10 protein-coding genes and 2 pseudogenes are annotated in these 15,148 nt (G+C 39.6%); 7 read left to right on the top strand and 5 right to left on the bottom strand.

The annotated features are described in order from the left end of the window. Nucleotides 1–39 precede the first annotated feature (39 nt). Nucleotides 40–1,533, bottom strand: a complete 1,494-nt coding sequence (gene gppA / locus KG708_RS16785) for a guanosine-5'-triphosphate,3'-diphosphate diphosphatase (protein WP_213611689.1) — start codon at nucleotides 1,531–1,533, stop codon at nucleotides 40–42. Between the two features lie 45 nt (nucleotides 1,534–1,578). Beyond that, nucleotides 1,579–2,856, bottom strand: a complete 1,278-nt coding sequence (gene rhlB, locus KG708_RS16780) for an ATP-dependent RNA helicase RhlB (protein WP_010392673.1) — start codon at nucleotides 2,854–2,856, stop codon at nucleotides 1,579–1,581. Between the two features lie 91 nt (nucleotides 2,857–2,947). Between rhlB and trxA the strand changes: the two genes are divergently transcribed. Both trxA and rho read left to right on the top strand, forming a co-directional pair. Beyond that, nucleotides 2,948–3,274 carry a thioredoxin TrxA gene (gene trxA / locus KG708_RS16775; RefSeq protein ID WP_008109071.1) on the top strand — a complete coding sequence of 109 codons (327 nt, stop codon included), beginning with the start codon at nucleotides 2,948–2,950 and terminating at the stop codon, nucleotides 3,272–3,274. Nucleotides 3,275–3,460: 186 nt separating this feature from the next. Next, nucleotides 3,461–4,720 (top strand): transcription termination factor Rho, encoded by a 1,260-nt coding sequence (rho, locus tag KG708_RS16770; RefSeq protein WP_013463749.1) that lies wholly within the window; start codon nucleotides 3,461–3,463, stop codon nucleotides 4,718–4,720. Nucleotides 4,721–4,957: 237 nt separating this feature from the next. Here the strand turns inward: rho and KG708_RS16765 are convergent, their stop codons facing one another. Further along, nucleotides 4,958–7,780: a tetratricopeptide repeat protein gene (locus KG708_RS16765; RefSeq protein ID WP_213611688.1), complete on the bottom strand. Its 2,823-nt coding sequence runs from the start codon at nucleotides 7,778–7,780 to the stop codon at nucleotides 4,958–4,960. Nucleotides 7,781–7,950: 170 nt separating this feature from the next. Between KG708_RS16765 and KG708_RS16760 the strand changes: the two genes are divergently transcribed. Further along, nucleotides 7,951–8,532 carry a DNA-J related domain-containing protein gene (locus KG708_RS16760; protein WP_213611687.1) on the top strand — a complete coding sequence of 194 codons (582 nt, stop codon included), beginning with the start codon at nucleotides 7,951–7,953 and terminating at the stop codon, nucleotides 8,530–8,532. A gap of 9 nt (nucleotides 8,533–8,541) precedes the next feature. Here KG708_RS16760 and dbpA read toward each other — a convergent pair whose 3' ends face one another. Then, nucleotides 8,542–9,930 carry an ATP-dependent RNA helicase DbpA gene (dbpA, locus tag KG708_RS16755; RefSeq protein WP_024601994.1) on the bottom strand — a complete coding sequence of 463 codons (1,389 nt, stop codon included), beginning with the start codon at nucleotides 9,928–9,930 and terminating at the stop codon, nucleotides 8,542–8,544. Between the two features lie 98 nt (nucleotides 9,931–10,028). On the opposite strand from dbpA, the pseudogene KG708_RS17745 reads away from it, so the two are divergent. Continuing rightward, nucleotides 10,029–10,608 (top strand): annotated as a pseudogene (locus KG708_RS17745) (peptidase M28 family protein); the annotation flags it as partial. A 173-nt stretch (nucleotides 10,609–10,781) separates the two neighbouring features. Next, on the top strand, nucleotides 10,782–11,723 hold the full coding sequence (locus KG708_RS16750) for a tetratricopeptide repeat protein (protein ID WP_213611686.1): 942 nt from the start codon (nucleotides 10,782–10,784) through the stop codon (nucleotides 11,721–11,723). 15 nt (nucleotides 11,724–11,738) lie between these two features. Here the strand turns inward: KG708_RS16750 and KG708_RS16745 are convergent. Then, nucleotides 11,739–12,645, bottom strand: a pseudogene (locus tag KG708_RS16745) (DUF808 domain-containing protein). 122 nt (nucleotides 12,646–12,767) lie between these two features. On the opposite strand from KG708_RS16745, the gene KG708_RS16740 reads away from it, so the two are divergent. After that, nucleotides 12,768–13,046, top strand: coding sequence for an MliC family protein (locus KG708_RS16740; RefSeq protein ID WP_213611685.1), 279 nt, complete (start codon nucleotides 12,768–12,770; stop codon nucleotides 13,044–13,046). A gap of 67 nt (nucleotides 13,047–13,113) precedes the next feature. After that, complete coding sequence (locus KG708_RS16735; RefSeq protein ID WP_213611684.1) at nucleotides 13,114–15,144, top strand: methyl-accepting chemotaxis protein; 2,031 nt, start codon at nucleotides 13,114–13,116, stop codon at nucleotides 15,142–15,144. Nucleotides 15,145–15,148 lie beyond the last annotated feature (4 nt).

Raw genomic sequence — 15,148 nt, 5'->3', positions numbered from 1 at the left:
CATTTTAACCACTAAAAACTGTGGTTAAGAGCGCTTTAACTAGTTTACTTTAAGTTTCCAACCACATTTTTTCTGATACTTAATCTCTTGATTTAGCTCACTTGCCATTAATGGGTGGTTTTTTAACCAATCGTTTTCAAATTGAATAGCTAACTCTTCATTTTCAGCTGTTATCTTAAAATTAGGTAAAACATCATCTTGTCGGCGCATAGATAAAATAACAGCAATACGTAATAGTCGAACGATATACGTTGCAACGTTACTGTGCGCACCTAAATGATCTAAACATCCTTTTTGAAGGTCTGAACGATGGCTGTTGGCAATCGCAACAATCACTTTGTGTTCTGATTGCGAAAAACCTGGCATATCGGTATTTTCTAAAATGTAAGCGGTATGTTTGTGGTATTGCTTGTACTCTATTAATAAACCAATCTCATGAAGTTGCGCCACCGCATTTAAAAGCGGTAATCCACTTAATGCTTCTATCGGCCAATAGTGATTAATCTCGCTAGCTAATTGTAAAGCTAAGCCGGATACTCGCGATGCTTGCTTTTGATCCACATGATAACGATTCATAAAACCATCAATAGTACGTTTACGAATGTCGTTATTATGCAGTTCCGGTAGCATGCTATATAAAACACCTTCACGAAGCGCGCCACCAGCCAATCCCATTTGTTCTATTTCTAGTGACTCAAACAGTGCAATTAAGATAGCCAGCCCAGATACAAACACTAAACGTCGCTCTTCACTTAACCCTGGCAAGTCGAGTTCAGCAATCGTTTTATAAGCAATAGATTGTTGTTTAATAGTATATAACTTTTCAAGAGTGAGCATTTCATTTAAATTTTGTGCCACCATGATCTCTTGAATAGCTTGAACTGTACCTGACGCACCGGAAGCGAGTTGCCAACCAGCCGTTTTATACTCAGGCGCTATTTTATCAATAACACTGCGCGCGGCATTAATAGCAGTATTAAAGTTTGCTTCATTTAACTGGCAATCTTTAAAGTAGCGTTCGAGGTAAGTAACACAGCCTATGTTAAGACTTTTATAATGCTGTGCTTCAAAGCCCTTGCCAATCACTACTTCAGTACTCGCGCCACCAATATCAATAACTAGCTGTTTACCAGTACATGAAGAGGTATGCGCAACCCCTTTATAAATAGTTCGCGCTTCTAGCTCACCACTAATAACATTAACTTTATGCCCTAATATTTTTTCAGCACGCAGCTTAAAATCATCGGCATTAGTTGCCAAACGAAGTGTTGCAGTGGCAACAATAGTGATGTTTTGCGAAGGAATATCTTGCAAACGTTCTGCAAACAAGGCCAAACACTCCCAACCCCGTTGCATAGCCTCTAAACTCAATAAATTATTATCATCAAGCCCAGCGGCGAGTCTTACTTTGCGTTTGACGCGACCTATTGTTTGCAAGCCACCCGCCACTGATTTGGCAATAAGCATATGAAAGCTATTTGAGCCCAAATCAATGACTGCATATACATTTTTTTGCGGTTTAAGTTGCCCCACCGTTCAAAAACCTCTATTGACCAATACTATCAAACTAACGGTCGGTTACGACCGTCCTTTTTGGTAACCATTATTTGGGCGACGTCCGTTATTATTACTACGATTACGTGGACCAGTGGAAAAATTACGCTTTCTATGGATAGTCGGCTTAGTTAAATCATCTAACAATGCACTTTTATCGTAATGCGATAAAGGAATACTGTGTTCGATGTACTCTTCAATTTCATGAAGGTTATAAGCATACTGCTCACACGCAAAGCTAATTGCATGACCCGAAGCGCCTGCACGAGCTGTACGACCAATACGGTGAACGTAATCTTCGCAGTCATCTGGTAAATCAAAGTTAAAGACATGACTTACTTCTGGAATATGTAAACCACGCGCTGCAACATCAGTAGCCACTAAAAAGTCTAGCTCGCCTTTACTAAATTGCGCGAGAATTGATTGACGTTTCTTTTGATTTACATCACCGGTGAGCATACCCACTCGATGTCCATCTGCTTTTAACCATGCATATACGGTTTCACAGCTGTGTTTAGTATTTGCGAACACAATTGCTTTTTCAGGCCACTCTTCTTCAATCAAGGTTAATAACAGCTTAATTTTATCTTCTTGTGAGGGATGAAATAGCTCTTCTTGAATACGTTTACCGGTTTTTACATCTGGCTCTATTTGCACATGCTCTGGGTTTGTCATGTGTTCAAATGCAAGCTCTTGTACACGATACGACAATGTAGCGGAGAACAATAAGTTTAAACGCTCTGATGTATCCGGCATACGACGAAACATATAACGAATATCTTTAATAAAGCCTAAATCGAACATACGATCGGCTTCATCAAGCACGACTACCTCTATTTCATTGAGGGTGTAACAGCCTTGCTTATACAAGTCGATAAGCCGACCTGTGGTACCAATTAAAATATCAACGCCTTTTTCTAGTTGTGCACGTTGTTTTTCGTAATCTTCGCCACCATATACTAAACCTAAGTTAAGATTACAGTGCGGCGCTAAAATTTTAGCATCTTTGTGGATCTGAATCGCAAGCTCCCGAGTTGGGGCCATGATCAGGGCTCTTGGATGTTTACTAGGTGCTTTGCTAGATTGTAATAACCGATGGCATGTGGCAGTTAAAAACGCCAACGTTTTACCCGTACCTGTTTGTGCTTGGCCCGCAATATCGCGCCCTTCACAAATAAAAGGTAGGCATTTAGCTTGAATGGGTGTGCAATATTCAAACCCACTTTCGGTTAATCCGGCAACCACTTCCGGGGCAATAGCAAAGTCTGAAAACTTTTTATCGGTCAAATGTGTCTTAGTCATAGCGTTTAAGCATAACGTTTAAACTTGCAATAAGAAACAAGAGTGTTTAAATACGCACTAAATATTTCGCCTAACTAAACCGGAGAGCGCAATGAGCGAGAAAATAATCCAAATTACCGACGATAGCTTTGAAGCTGACGTATTACAATCAGACAAACCTGTACTAGTAGACTTTTGGGCTGAATGGTGCGGACCTTGTAAAATGATCGCCCCAATTCTAAGCGAAGTTGCTGATGAATTTGATGGCCGTGTAACGATCACTAAGTTAAATATTGACCAAAATGCAGGTACGCCACCTAAATTTGGTATTCGTGGTATCCCTACACTACTACTTTTCAAAGATGGCCAAGTAGCTGCAACTAAAGTAGGTGCACTATCAAAAACGCAATTAGTTGAGTTTTTAGAAAACAATATCTAAGTGTAAATGTAAAAAAAGGGCGCTCAGCCCTTTTTTTTATATTTATTTTGCAGAAGTACTGGACGCTGCAGTAATGACCTGCTAGTTTATAAAGCCAACTAATCCTTAGTTATATTCAACAAACCTCACTCAACGCTCTAATAAAGCGATTTTGAGTATGACAACTGTAATAAAGAACCCACCAATATGCATTTACGCGAATTAAAAGACAAGTCCATTAAAGAGCTTGTAAACTTAGCTGAGTCCATGGGGCTCGAAAACGTAGCCCGCTTAAGAAAGCAAGATATTATTTTTGCTATTCTTAAATCCCACGCCAAAGGCGGAGAAAATATCTTCGGTGGCGGTGTATTAGAAATTTTACAAGATGGTTTTGGCTTTTTAAGATCATCAGAAGCTTCTTACTTAGCTGGCCCAGATGATATTTATGTGTCTCCAAGCCAAATTCGCCGTTTTAGTATGCGTACCGGCGACTCTATTTCGGGTCTTATTCGCCCGCCAAAAGATGGGGAACGCTACTTTGCTTTACTTAAAGTAAACGAAGTGAATTTTGACAAACCTGAAAACTCTCGCACTAAAATTCTTTTTGAAAACCTGACACCACTGCATGCAAACGAACGTTTTCGTATGGAACGTGGCAACGGCAGTAAAGAAGATATTACTGCTCGAGTTCTTGATTTGGCCTCACCAATTGGCCGCGGCCAACGTGGTTTATTAGTAGCCCCGCCAAAAGCGGGTAAAACCATGTTGCTACAAAATATTGCACAATCAATCACCCATAACCACCCTGATGTTACATTGATGGTTTTACTTATTGATGAACGCCCAGAAGAAGTAACTGAGATGCAACGCCTAGTAAAAGGCGAAGTTATTGCATCAACATTCGATGAGCCAGCATCTCGTCACGTACAAGTTGCGGAAATGGTTATCGAAAAAGCAAAACGTTTAGTTGAACACAAAAAAGACGTGGTGATTCTACTTGATTCAATCACACGTTTAGCACGTGCATACAACACCGTTATTCCATCATCTGGTAAAGTATTAACCGGTGGTGTAGATGCAAATGCACTTCACAAACCTAAGCGTTTCTTTGGTGCTGCTCGTAACGTGGAAGAAGGTGGTAGCTTAACAATTATTGCAACAGCGCTTATTGATACCGGCTCTAAAATGGATGAAGTTATCTACGAAGAGTTTAAAGGTACAGGTAATATGGAGCTACACCTTAACCGTAAAATTGCGGAAAAACGTGTATTCCCTGCTATCGACTTTAACCGCTCAGGTACGCGTCGTGAAGAATTACTTACTAAGCCTGATGAGCTACAAAAGCTGTGGATTTTACGTAAGATAGTCCATGACATGTCAGAAATTGATGCCATGGAATTTTTAATCGATAAACTATCAATGAGTAAAACCAACGATGAGTTTTTTGATTCGATGAAACGTCAGTAACCTGAACGCTGGTTAAATAAACGTTTTTAAAAAAAAGACACCAAATGGTGTCTTTTTTGTTTAATACCAATTCGCTTAATTAAGTAGTCTATTTTGAGGTAAAAAACCTTGTCGATAACAAGGCAAAAATTTCGTTATTTAATTGTTCTACATGAGTAATTTTTAACGTATCTAGCGTCAGGTTTAGCCTCTCAAAATGATTAAGTATAAATGCGGATTAGTATAACTGCACATACCTTAACCGTACTGTTTAAACAGTACCTGTAAGTTATTTACTAGTGTTGTTAGCCTCTGCGTATTGATTTGTGGCTGAAGTAATTCATCGTCCAGTGCTTTTGCAGCTAATGCAATCTCTTTAAACTCAAACATCTGTGCCGCTCCTAAAACTCGGTGGCTATCTTTTTGCAACGCCTTATAATCCTCATTTTTGAAGTGCTGCTCAATAAGCTCACTTTCTGCGACTAGGCTTTGTTTAAAACTCGTTACTAAGTCACTCATATCAACATGGGTATTTTCTGTCGATGAATTCCCACTTGCTGGGCTTAAATATTTAGATAAGATAGCGTAAAAAGATTCTTTATCTATCGGTTTGGCTAAGTAATCGCTAAAGCCAAGTGATAAGTAGTGATCTATTTCATGGCTCATGGCATTGGCCGTTAATGCTAAAATAGGCTGCTCATAACCGCATTGTTTTAGTAGTTCAAACGCAGAAATACCATCCATAACCGGCATTTGAATATCCAAAAGTACTAAATCAGGATATAACTTTAAACTCTGCTCGACTGCTTGCTCGCCATTTTCAACGGCAATCACTTCTAGGCCAAGGGAGTGTAGATATCGACTGATCAGCTTGCGGTTATCATTATGATCCTCTGCAAGCAACACCTTGCCAGATAATAATCGAGGGCCCTCACTCAACTTGCTATTTAGGTCATCTAGGCAAACTTGTTCTTCAACTTGTATGCAAGGTAAATAAAACGAAAACTCACTGCCCTTTTTATGCTCACTCTGAACGCTGATATAACCCCCCATCATCGCGGCCAACTGCTGTGATAAGCTCAACCCTAACCCTGTTCCACCAAAGCGTCGACTAATACTGTTATCTGCTTGACTAAAACATTCAAAAATAAGCTTAAGCTGTGAGGAGCTCATACCAATTCCGGTATCTTTTATTAAGAACAGCAAACCTTGCTCTGTTTGGCTAACGGTAATTGTTACTTGCCCTTTATGAGTAAACTTAATCGCATTGGCGCATAAGTTAATAAGAATTTGCTTTACTCGAGTTAAATCTAGGCGGGTAAAATAAGTATTGCCCAATTGATTTTCTAAAACAAACGACAAACCTTTTGCTTTAGTTTGTGGAGAAAACATTGCATGAACATCATTGATTAATTGCACTATATCAAAACAGGTAATATTCAGCTCTAGTCGATTTGCTTCTATTTTACTTAAATCAAGTACATCATTAATTAAGCTTTTTAAATGCGCACTTTGGCGTTCTATTACCCTAAGTTCATCTTTTAATTGTTCAGGTTTATAAAGGCCATTAATAAGATCGTCGGTTTGCCCCAAAATAGCAGTTAATGGTGTTCTAATTTCATGGCTTATATTAGCTAAAAATTGACTTTTTACCTCGTTGGCTTCACGCAGCTCTTGTGCCACACTTTGTAGCTCTTTAGTGCGCTGCTCCACTTGCTCGCTTAGCTTTAACGTCGCTTGCTTTTCTGTTCGACGTTTATAAACAGCAATCACGGTAATTAAAATTAATATAGCAACAACCATCAATAAAAATGTGAGTTGTGAACGTTTGGCTATTTGCAGCTCTTGAAGGTATTGCTGCTGTTTTAATTGTTTAATTTCTTGATTGAGCTGATTTGACTCAAACTGAATTTGAAAGATACTCACCGCTTCTGAGGCAGCTTCAGTATTAATATTACGCTGATAATCTACATATTGCTGGTGCAAACTTAACGCTTTTTCATAATCCCCTAAACTCGCATTAATTAGTGCCTCTACCCCTAAGCCATCTTTTATACGCATACCATTATTATATTCTTTGGCGAGCGCAATTGAGCGTTCTGAGGTTTGCTTAGCGTTTTGTGTATCACCTTGCACAAATTGAACAGTCGATAACACATGTAAGGCAGCCGCTAATAATGACTTGTTATCAGCCTCTACTGCAAATTTTTGCCCTGCAATAGCATGATAAAGAGCAACATCAAATTTGTTTAATTTAAGGTTGATGGTGGCTAAATTAGTGTGCTTAGTCGAAAGCTGAAATGCATTATTGATACTTTGATAGTAACGCAAAGCTAATTGGTTGTAATGTAATGCTAACTGGTACTGCCTAGATTCAGTGTAAGCCACGGCCATGTTACCATATACCTGTGCAACGCCATCGTCATCACCAAGCTCTTGAAAAACTTTTAAAACCTCACGATACATCTCAAGCGCTGACTCATATCGAGAGAGGCGTATATAAATACCAGCAATATTATGTAATATATCGGCTTTATCTTGCGCAGTGCCCTCTTTTTCATAAATAGCTTTGGCTTGCTGGTAATAATCGAGTGCTAACTCCATGTTATACATGTCAAAGTAAGCAAGACCAATATTGCTGAGTAAATTTGCCTGCTTTATCGGACTTTTAAGGGTAATGGCTATATTTAACGCGCGATTATAATCAACCACCGCTTGTTGTACTAACCCTTGATAATAAAGCACAACACCTTGCATTTTGATTGCACGAAAATAAAGTTTTGGCTGTTCTTTTTGCGTACTATTCGTCTCAAGTAATTTAAAATACTTTAGTGCGTTAGCTAAATCGCTTTGCGCAAATGCCAGCTCAGCTAAATCACTGTAAATAGTCATGCGTTGTATACTTGCCAGCTCTGGGTTCGATAGCATATCCACTGCAAGTCTATGCTTTTCAGACCATGTTTGTGCAAGATTAAACTGCTCAAACAAACTTGTCTGCTCATTGGATAAAGCGTCGTTTGATGCACCACTTAGTACAACCAAAAGACCAATAAAGCAGATGCGCTTTAACCGAGTCAGCATAAAAATATCCTTTAATCCTTGCTAGCCATAATAAAATGACACCCAAACAATATGTAAACATCTAATTTAGACCAATATAAAACAGGCATTCACGCCCACTCCTTGGGGTTTAATGTTACATAGGTGTATGATAATTTGTTCAAGATACACCAATTAATAGATTGTAAACAATGCTTAACCCACTGATAGATGAGATTTTTGAACTATTAATCAATAAAAAAGTGTGGATGGTTCATACTTTAGCATCGGAATTAAAAGAACGTGGGTTACTTGATACCTTAGCCGCTGATCCCGAGCGTGATTTATTTAAACGTAATTTTTTAATTATGAATGCACTTTATCAGCTTCAACAGCAGGTTATGCCAAAACAGCAGCTACTGATTAAAAGTTTACATATTGAGCTGGTAAGCGACCCTCGCCAAAACCAACTTGATACAAACGATCCGCTGCGTGACTACTACTTAAACTGGCAAAACTTTGAAACATCAACAGCAGAAATTAACGCATTATTAGATAGCTTTTGGCAACGTTTCAGTAAGCCTAAACAACATGAAGTACCTTTAAGTGCTCTGCAACAGCAGCAATTAATCGCTCGCTGGCAATTAGTACAACCAATCACCTTAAAAGCAATACAAAAGCGTTGGCGACAGCTGGCCGTTCAGCATCATCCAGACAAACAAGGGGGTGATAATGAAGTGTTTAAACAATTAAAAATGGAATATGAGCAACTCAAGGCGAGCTGCTCATCTTAAAACGTAAAACTAGCGCGTCAGGCGACGAGCACGGATTTTACGCCCTTTAATATTTCCTTCGGTTAATTTACGTAACGCGGGTTTAGATGAGTTACGCTCTACCGCGACAAAAGCCACGTTATCAAGTACATTAATTTTACCCACTTGGCGCCCTGCTATACCATCTTTACCTGTTAATGCCCCTAAGATATCACCCGCGCGCACTTTTTGCTTTTTACCCGCATCTATCATCAATGTCACCATTTCAGGTTTGTATGGAGGCTTATCTAATAGGTTATAAGATGGCATTGGCTCAGGGGTAAAATCACGCTCATAGTGGTCACCTATTTGCGCTACTTTAAACTGCTCTGCGTCACCGTAAATAGAACACGCAATGCCTTTTTTGCCCGCTCGCCCGGTACGCCCTACACGGTGAACATGCGTTTGTGGATCATGCGCTAAGTGATAGTTAATTACCATGTCCATATCATCAATATCTAAGCCGCGTGCTGCTACATCGGTTGCCACTAAAATAGACGCACTCTTATTGGCAAAATGAATCAGTGTACGCTCACGGTCACGCTGCTCTAAATCACCATGTAGTGCAACGGCACTAAAGCCTTCATCGGCTAAATCATCACATACTTGCTGTGTTTCTACCTTGGTATTACAAAACACCACACAACTTTGCGGGGTAAATTTAAGGAGCAGCAATTTAAGGGTTGGATAACGCTGTTTATTATTATCCATTTTGTAGAAGTATTGCTTAATGGTGCTTTTTTCTTGCTGCTCTTCTACTTTAATCATTTCAGGGTTGCTCAAAACACGCTTTGCAATGGCTTCGATTGATTTTGGAAAAGTCGCGCTAAATAACAATGTTTGACGATTTGTTGGAATACACTCAATTATGGCATCGAGAGTGTCTTGAAAACCCATATCAAGCATTTGATCGGCTTCATCAAGCACTAGCGTTTCGACATCATCTAAACGCAGTGTACCTTTACGAATATGGTCGTCAACTCGCCCTGGTGTACCTACAATAATATGCGCACCATGTTCAAGTGAGCCAATTTGAGGACCAATTGATACCCCGCCACACAAAGTTAAAATTTTAATATTATGAATACCGCGTGCGAGTTTGCGCATTTCAACCGCCACCTGCTCTGCAAGCTCACGGGTTGGGCAAAGCACTAACGACTGAATACGAAAGCGTTTAACATTTAGCTTAGCTAAAACGCCTAAACTAAATGCCGCTGTTTTGCCTGAGCCTGTTTTAGCTTGGGCAATAATATCTTTACCACTTAAAACAGGAGGCAGGCTTTGTGCCTGTACAGGAGTCATTTGGGTGTAGCCGAGTGTTGATAAATTATCAACTAACCCAGAAGGTAAGGCCAACGATGAAAAAGCAGTTGCAGTCACAGTAAATTCCATAGCAAAAAAATAACTTGAGAAAAGTCTCAATAAATATGCGGCTAATAATAGCAGAATTAACAATTAGCAACCATTAACAACGCACAATCAGTCACTGTTATTACAATGACGTAAGCACCAACAACAGTGCATTCACTGCAAAACAGCTACAACAAGTAGATAAGGTGAACGCCACGGCCCTTAAAAGTGATTTAAGTTATTAATTAATAGAATCACTGACCACTGAAATAAGACCGCGCCTATCTGGTACCAAAAACGATAAAAAACCGTTACTTAGGAAAAAGTAAAGTTTCATAAATAGGGTTTTGAACAAGTCTGATTAGAAGAAGCAACCTTCCCTGAATCGCGTCGCTATAGCGAAAGCGGAAAAATACTCACGTCAAGCGAGCAACCTCTACATTTAACAGTACTTGGTAACAGCATTAGTACACCAAAAGAGGGGAACGGTGCATCCGTCGTCTTATTTGAAACCCTTGACGAATTAAAAGCCGCACCGGCTAATAGCTTAAAAGGTAAAATTACCTATATTAATTACCGTATGAGCCGTAATATTGACGGCAGTGGTTATGGCTCCGCGGAAAAAGCGCATGCTAAGGGAGCAATTGCAGCGGCTAAAAAATCGCCGCTATCTGCATGATGCGCTCAGTTAGCATGGGCCACCTTCGTTAAAACACCGCTGCTTATGCTGTATTTGCGTTAATGGCCGCCGACGCTAAAACGACCATTAAACCAAAAGCACGCACTAAAGAGTAACTGACATAATTACTTACAGTTTGCTGCTTTAACTAATACGCTCATTGTTTTAACTTAAAAAGAATTAAAACAGGGAGCGTATTTTCATGCTGCTTTTCAATACCAGTCAATCTTTTCCTCATTTTACACAAGTACAGTGCTGCCCTAATTGCAAAAGTAACAGCTATCACTTAGTTAACCAAAGCCGCTTTTTACGCTTTACTATTCTTCCTGTATTTCCACTAAAATTAAGCTATAAACGCGAATGCTTTCAATGTGGACATTATGAGCCTATAAGTATTAAAAACTTACCCCTGTTCGAAATGCTAAGCCTACCCAAATACTGTATTGGATTAGTTTTATTACTGTGGGTATGGTTATTTTTTTACCAAAAACATCTTGATACTGAGGCGCTAAAACAAAGCTATTTAACCAACCCCAAAGCCTACGATACTTATTTAGTAAAGGCCGATAAATTCACTCATGAACCGTGGACACTGACTAATTTAAAAGTAGCGCAAGTGCTGAGCTTTGATCAGCAATTTATAACGTTTCAAGTGAGTAATTATAGCTACAAGCGCAGCAGAGCTATAACCACTGCGATGCGTGCCAGTTTATTAGTGCAAAGAGATTACTTTTCATCTAAAACCATCACCCTACCTCGTAATGAAATAAAACGCTTATACAAGGATGGCATTATATTCGACGTGCTGCGCCCCTATGCAAATAGTTTATATGGAGGTTTTGTGATGTTTCCGCCACAGCCAAAACCTTTATATAAAGGAGTAAAGCTCGATAAAAACAATCAACAAGGAATTATGTACCACAAGGATGGGCAATACGATGAGGCGCTAGAAAGCTTTACTCTTGCAGCGCAAACAGGTTCTCAATGGGGGCAACTAAATCTGGCGCAAATGTATCGTGATGGGCAAGGTACAGAGAAAAACGTCCCGCAAGCTATTTATTGGTACAAAAAAGCCATTGCTCAAGGAAATAGCAAAGCTAAACACGAGCTTGAGCAATTATGTAAAAGTGCACAATGTGAATAATGTAAAGTAGCGCGATTACGCCGCGCTATTATGGGTTTTAAAGAGCTTAGTATAGGTTACATGCATAATAACAATAACCAAACCCGCAACCACACCAAGTAAGCCATCAAATACTAAAGGGGCTAGCATCTCACCTACCCCACCTAAAGTTGACTGGGCGTAATGTGTGATATCAATCTGCGTATGATGCAGTAACTCAACACCATGCACTAAAATTCCACCGCCAACTAAAAACATCGCAACAGTTCCTGCAAACGCTAAAAACTACATAAGTCTGGGGGCTGAAGCCAGCAGGCCTCTACCCAGTAATTCTTTAAATTTATTCGCAGAGAGTTTTGATTGGTTAAGTAAATACAATCCTGCATCATCAAGTTTTACAATTCCAGCTACCAGTCCATAAACACCAATTGTCATGATGATGGCAATAACACTTAGCACCAGTGCTTGATTCATTAACGTAGCCCCAGCCACAGTCCCTAAGATAATTACAATAATTTCAGCAGAAAGAATAAAGTCAGTACGAATAGCGCCTTTTACTTTTTGCCTTTCATATTCAACTAAATCTAACTTTTCATCATCATCTATCGTTTCCTCATGGTGAGGTAAAAAGCGAGCAAATACTTTTTCAGCGCCTTCAAAACATAAAAATAAACCACCCATCATTAAAAGTGGCGTAATTAGCCAAGGCAGCCACACACTAATTAATAACGCAACAGGGACTGATATCGCTTTATTTAAAAACGAGCCTTTTGACACCGCCCATACTACCGGCAGCCCCCCCCGTAACTTGCTGCGCATTGAGCGCCAAGTCATCACCCAGTACCCCTGCCGTTTTTTTAGTCGCAACTTTACTCATAGTCGCAATATCATCAAGTAAGGTCGTTATATCATCAAGTAATGTTAAGAGGTTAGTGCCAGCCATGATATTCGCTAGCTAAAAATAAGAGCTTAAACATAACGTAAAGCCTTATTTTCACCAACGGTTAATTTAGCTTTGCTAAGCTCTTAATTAACCAAGCGACTAAATAAGTAAAACACAGCCTAATGAAACACTACGCCATTACTATTGCTTTAATAGCCCTGGTTGCATGCAATGAGCAACCCATTACAACAAACTACATGTGCGATAACATCGCTGCACAACTGGATATTATTAGCAACAAACAGGCAACGCTCCGCTTTAATAAGCATGATTATTTATTAACTCATGAGGTGAGTGCTTCTGGTAGCAAATATATTAATACCAAGGTACTGTTTTGGAGTAAGGGCGAGCAAGCTATGCTAATAATTGACGGTAAAAAATATCAATGCATAAGCAATTAACCATTAACTAACAACATATTAAAAAACTTGCTACACTAACAAAAGTCTTAATATTGTTGATAAAGTTATGCATTCTATCGCTATAAAACATAAAATAATTTTAGCCTTTTCAGCTATTGGCCTATTAATGCTCACCAGCTGCATATTTTTTTACTGGTCACTCCATCAAATCAGTACCACTAACTCGCGCATAGAAACGTTAGCGGTTCCGGTACAGCAAGCAAGTAAAGACCTGCGTTTATCGCTACTTTCAATTACTAAATTTAATGCCATTGCTTACAGCCAAACTAAACTTGATTTACTACTGCAAAATAAAAAGCAGGCACACGCAGAGCAAACACAGTTTTTTAATAAATTAGAGACGCTAAAAGCGCAAGTTGCCCAGCAACAAAGTATGCAAAGATTACTTGTTACTATTCATAATGACTTCACTAAACTAAATACAATAAGCAACGACATGCTTGCAGCAAAAGAGCAACGCTTTAAGGCGCAAAGTACCGCCGCAGCACTGACAGTTACCTTTAATGAACAGCTTCGCGATCTGAGTAACCAATTACTTGATATAGAGCTTATAAACGTAGCAAGCAACCAGCAATCGCTTTTAAATGCAGTCTTTGGCACAGCGACTCGAATTGATGATTTATTGTTTACTCTAAACAATAATGTCAAAGGCATCGGGCAAGTAACCACCCCAGAAGATATCAATGCCCACCAACAAGACACTTCTTTTTTACTCGATAATATTCAATCTAATCTTAGTTATTTAGAGCAACAAGCCTCTCCTATTGCAAATAAGCTCAACGCCAATGAGTTAATAGCGGCGTTTAACGATTTAAGCAGCCTATTAAATAATCCTGATGGGCTGTATGCATTGCAGAACACTGTACTCAATAGCAAAGACAAGGTTGATCAGCGGTTTGAAAGTTTTCAACATGCCTTTATCATTATAGAAAATCAGCTAATTGAGCTTAATAAACTTGCAGATACGCGCTTTGACTCCCTGCAAGAGAGCGCTAAGTCAGCAATCAATACCGGCTCTAGCTCAGTTATTATTATTGCTTTTGTTTTAATTGTTTTGCTGGTTATTATTTCAGTGTTTACTACGAACGCCATGCTAAAACCACTTAAAAAGGTGAATAAAGAACTCGCACGCATAGCCTCAGGTGACTTTTCACAGCGTAGTAATCCTCTAAGTAAAGACGAATTTGGTACCCTACTGCATAATACCAATAAGCTTTGTGATGATTTAACTCACCTAATAAAAGGGATCAGTAACGACGCCTACGAACTCGATAATTCAGCCATTCAAACCAGTGAAAAAGGGCAACAAATGACCATCGTTGCTAAGCAACAGCTGGAACGCAGCGCACAAGCAACCTCATTAGCGCAACGTATGCTACAAAGCTCACAAGCCGTTTACGAACAAGCGCAGAGTACCTCAAATGAAATAACGAATGCCTCGCAATTTGCAAATGATGTCAATGACATTGCAAACAACAATAGCCAAAGTATTGAATCTCTTTTAAGCCGCTTAGATAAAGCCGTCAGCAGCACCGAGGAGCTTGCACAATACACCCAACTGATTGGCGCTATTGTTGATACGATTAGCAGTATTGCAGAGCAAACCAATTTGCTAGCGCTTAATGCGGCCATTGAAGCAGCAAGAGCCGGTGAACATGGTCGAGGATTTGCCGTAGTGGCCGATGAAGTGCGTTCGCTTGCAGCACGTACACAAAGCTCCACTAGCGAAATAACCACCATGATCAACACACTGCAACAACATACTCAGACTACCCAAGCTGAAATAAATGATGGTCAACAACAAGCCAAACATTGTGTTGAAAACAGTACTGAACTAAATGCAGCCGTTGAGCGTATCAAAAGCACGTTAGTATCGGTCAATGCAATGAGCAAAGACATTGCCCATGCATCGCATGAACAACTTGCAAACAGCACTGATATCCAACAAATAATGGCTAAGGTAACCGATCATGCCACCTTAAATGCCGACAATGCGACGACCCTAGCAAGCGAAAGTGAAGATGTTAATCAACTTGCACACTCTTTAAAAGGCGCGGTAGAGCGCTTTAAGTTTTAAGTGC

It is taken from the genome of Pseudoalteromonas sp., from assembly GCF_018402495.1.
Taxonomy (GTDB): domain Bacteria; phylum Pseudomonadota; class Gammaproteobacteria; order Enterobacterales; family Alteromonadaceae; genus Pseudoalteromonas.
The sequence above is the reverse complement of the archived record's forward strand: the minus strand, read 5'-3'. Positions and strand labels throughout refer to the sequence as shown.

What these genes read in the sequence shown, in the direction of transcription:
- trxA (WP_008109071.1), top strand. Translation starts at nt 2,948, where the DNA reads ATGAGCGAGAAAATAATCCAAATTACCGACGATAGCTTTGAAGCTGAC.
- KG708_RS16740 (WP_213611685.1), top strand. Translation starts at nt 12,768, where the DNA reads ATGAAACACTACGCCATTACTATTGCTTTAATAGCCCTGGTTGCATGC.
- KG708_RS16760 (WP_213611687.1), top strand. Translation starts at nt 7,951, where the DNA reads ATGCTTAACCCACTGATAGATGAGATTTTTGAACTATTAATCAATAAA.
- KG708_RS16750 (WP_213611686.1), top strand. Translation starts at nt 10,782, where the DNA reads ATGCTGCTTTTCAATACCAGTCAATCTTTTCCTCATTTTACACAAGTA.
- KG708_RS16765 (WP_213611688.1), bottom strand. Translation starts at nt 7,780, where the DNA reads ATGCTGACTCGGTTAAAGCGCATCTGCTTTATTGGTCTTTTGGTTGTA.
- KG708_RS16735 (WP_213611684.1), top strand. Translation starts at nt 13,114, where the DNA reads ATGCATTCTATCGCTATAAAACATAAAATAATTTTAGCCTTTTCAGCT.
- rhlB (WP_010392673.1), bottom strand. Translation starts at nt 2,856, where the DNA reads ATGACTAAGACACATTTGACCGATAAAAAGTTTTCAGACTTTGCTATT.
- rho (WP_013463749.1), top strand. Translation starts at nt 3,461, where the DNA reads ATGCATTTACGCGAATTAAAAGACAAGTCCATTAAAGAGCTTGTAAAC.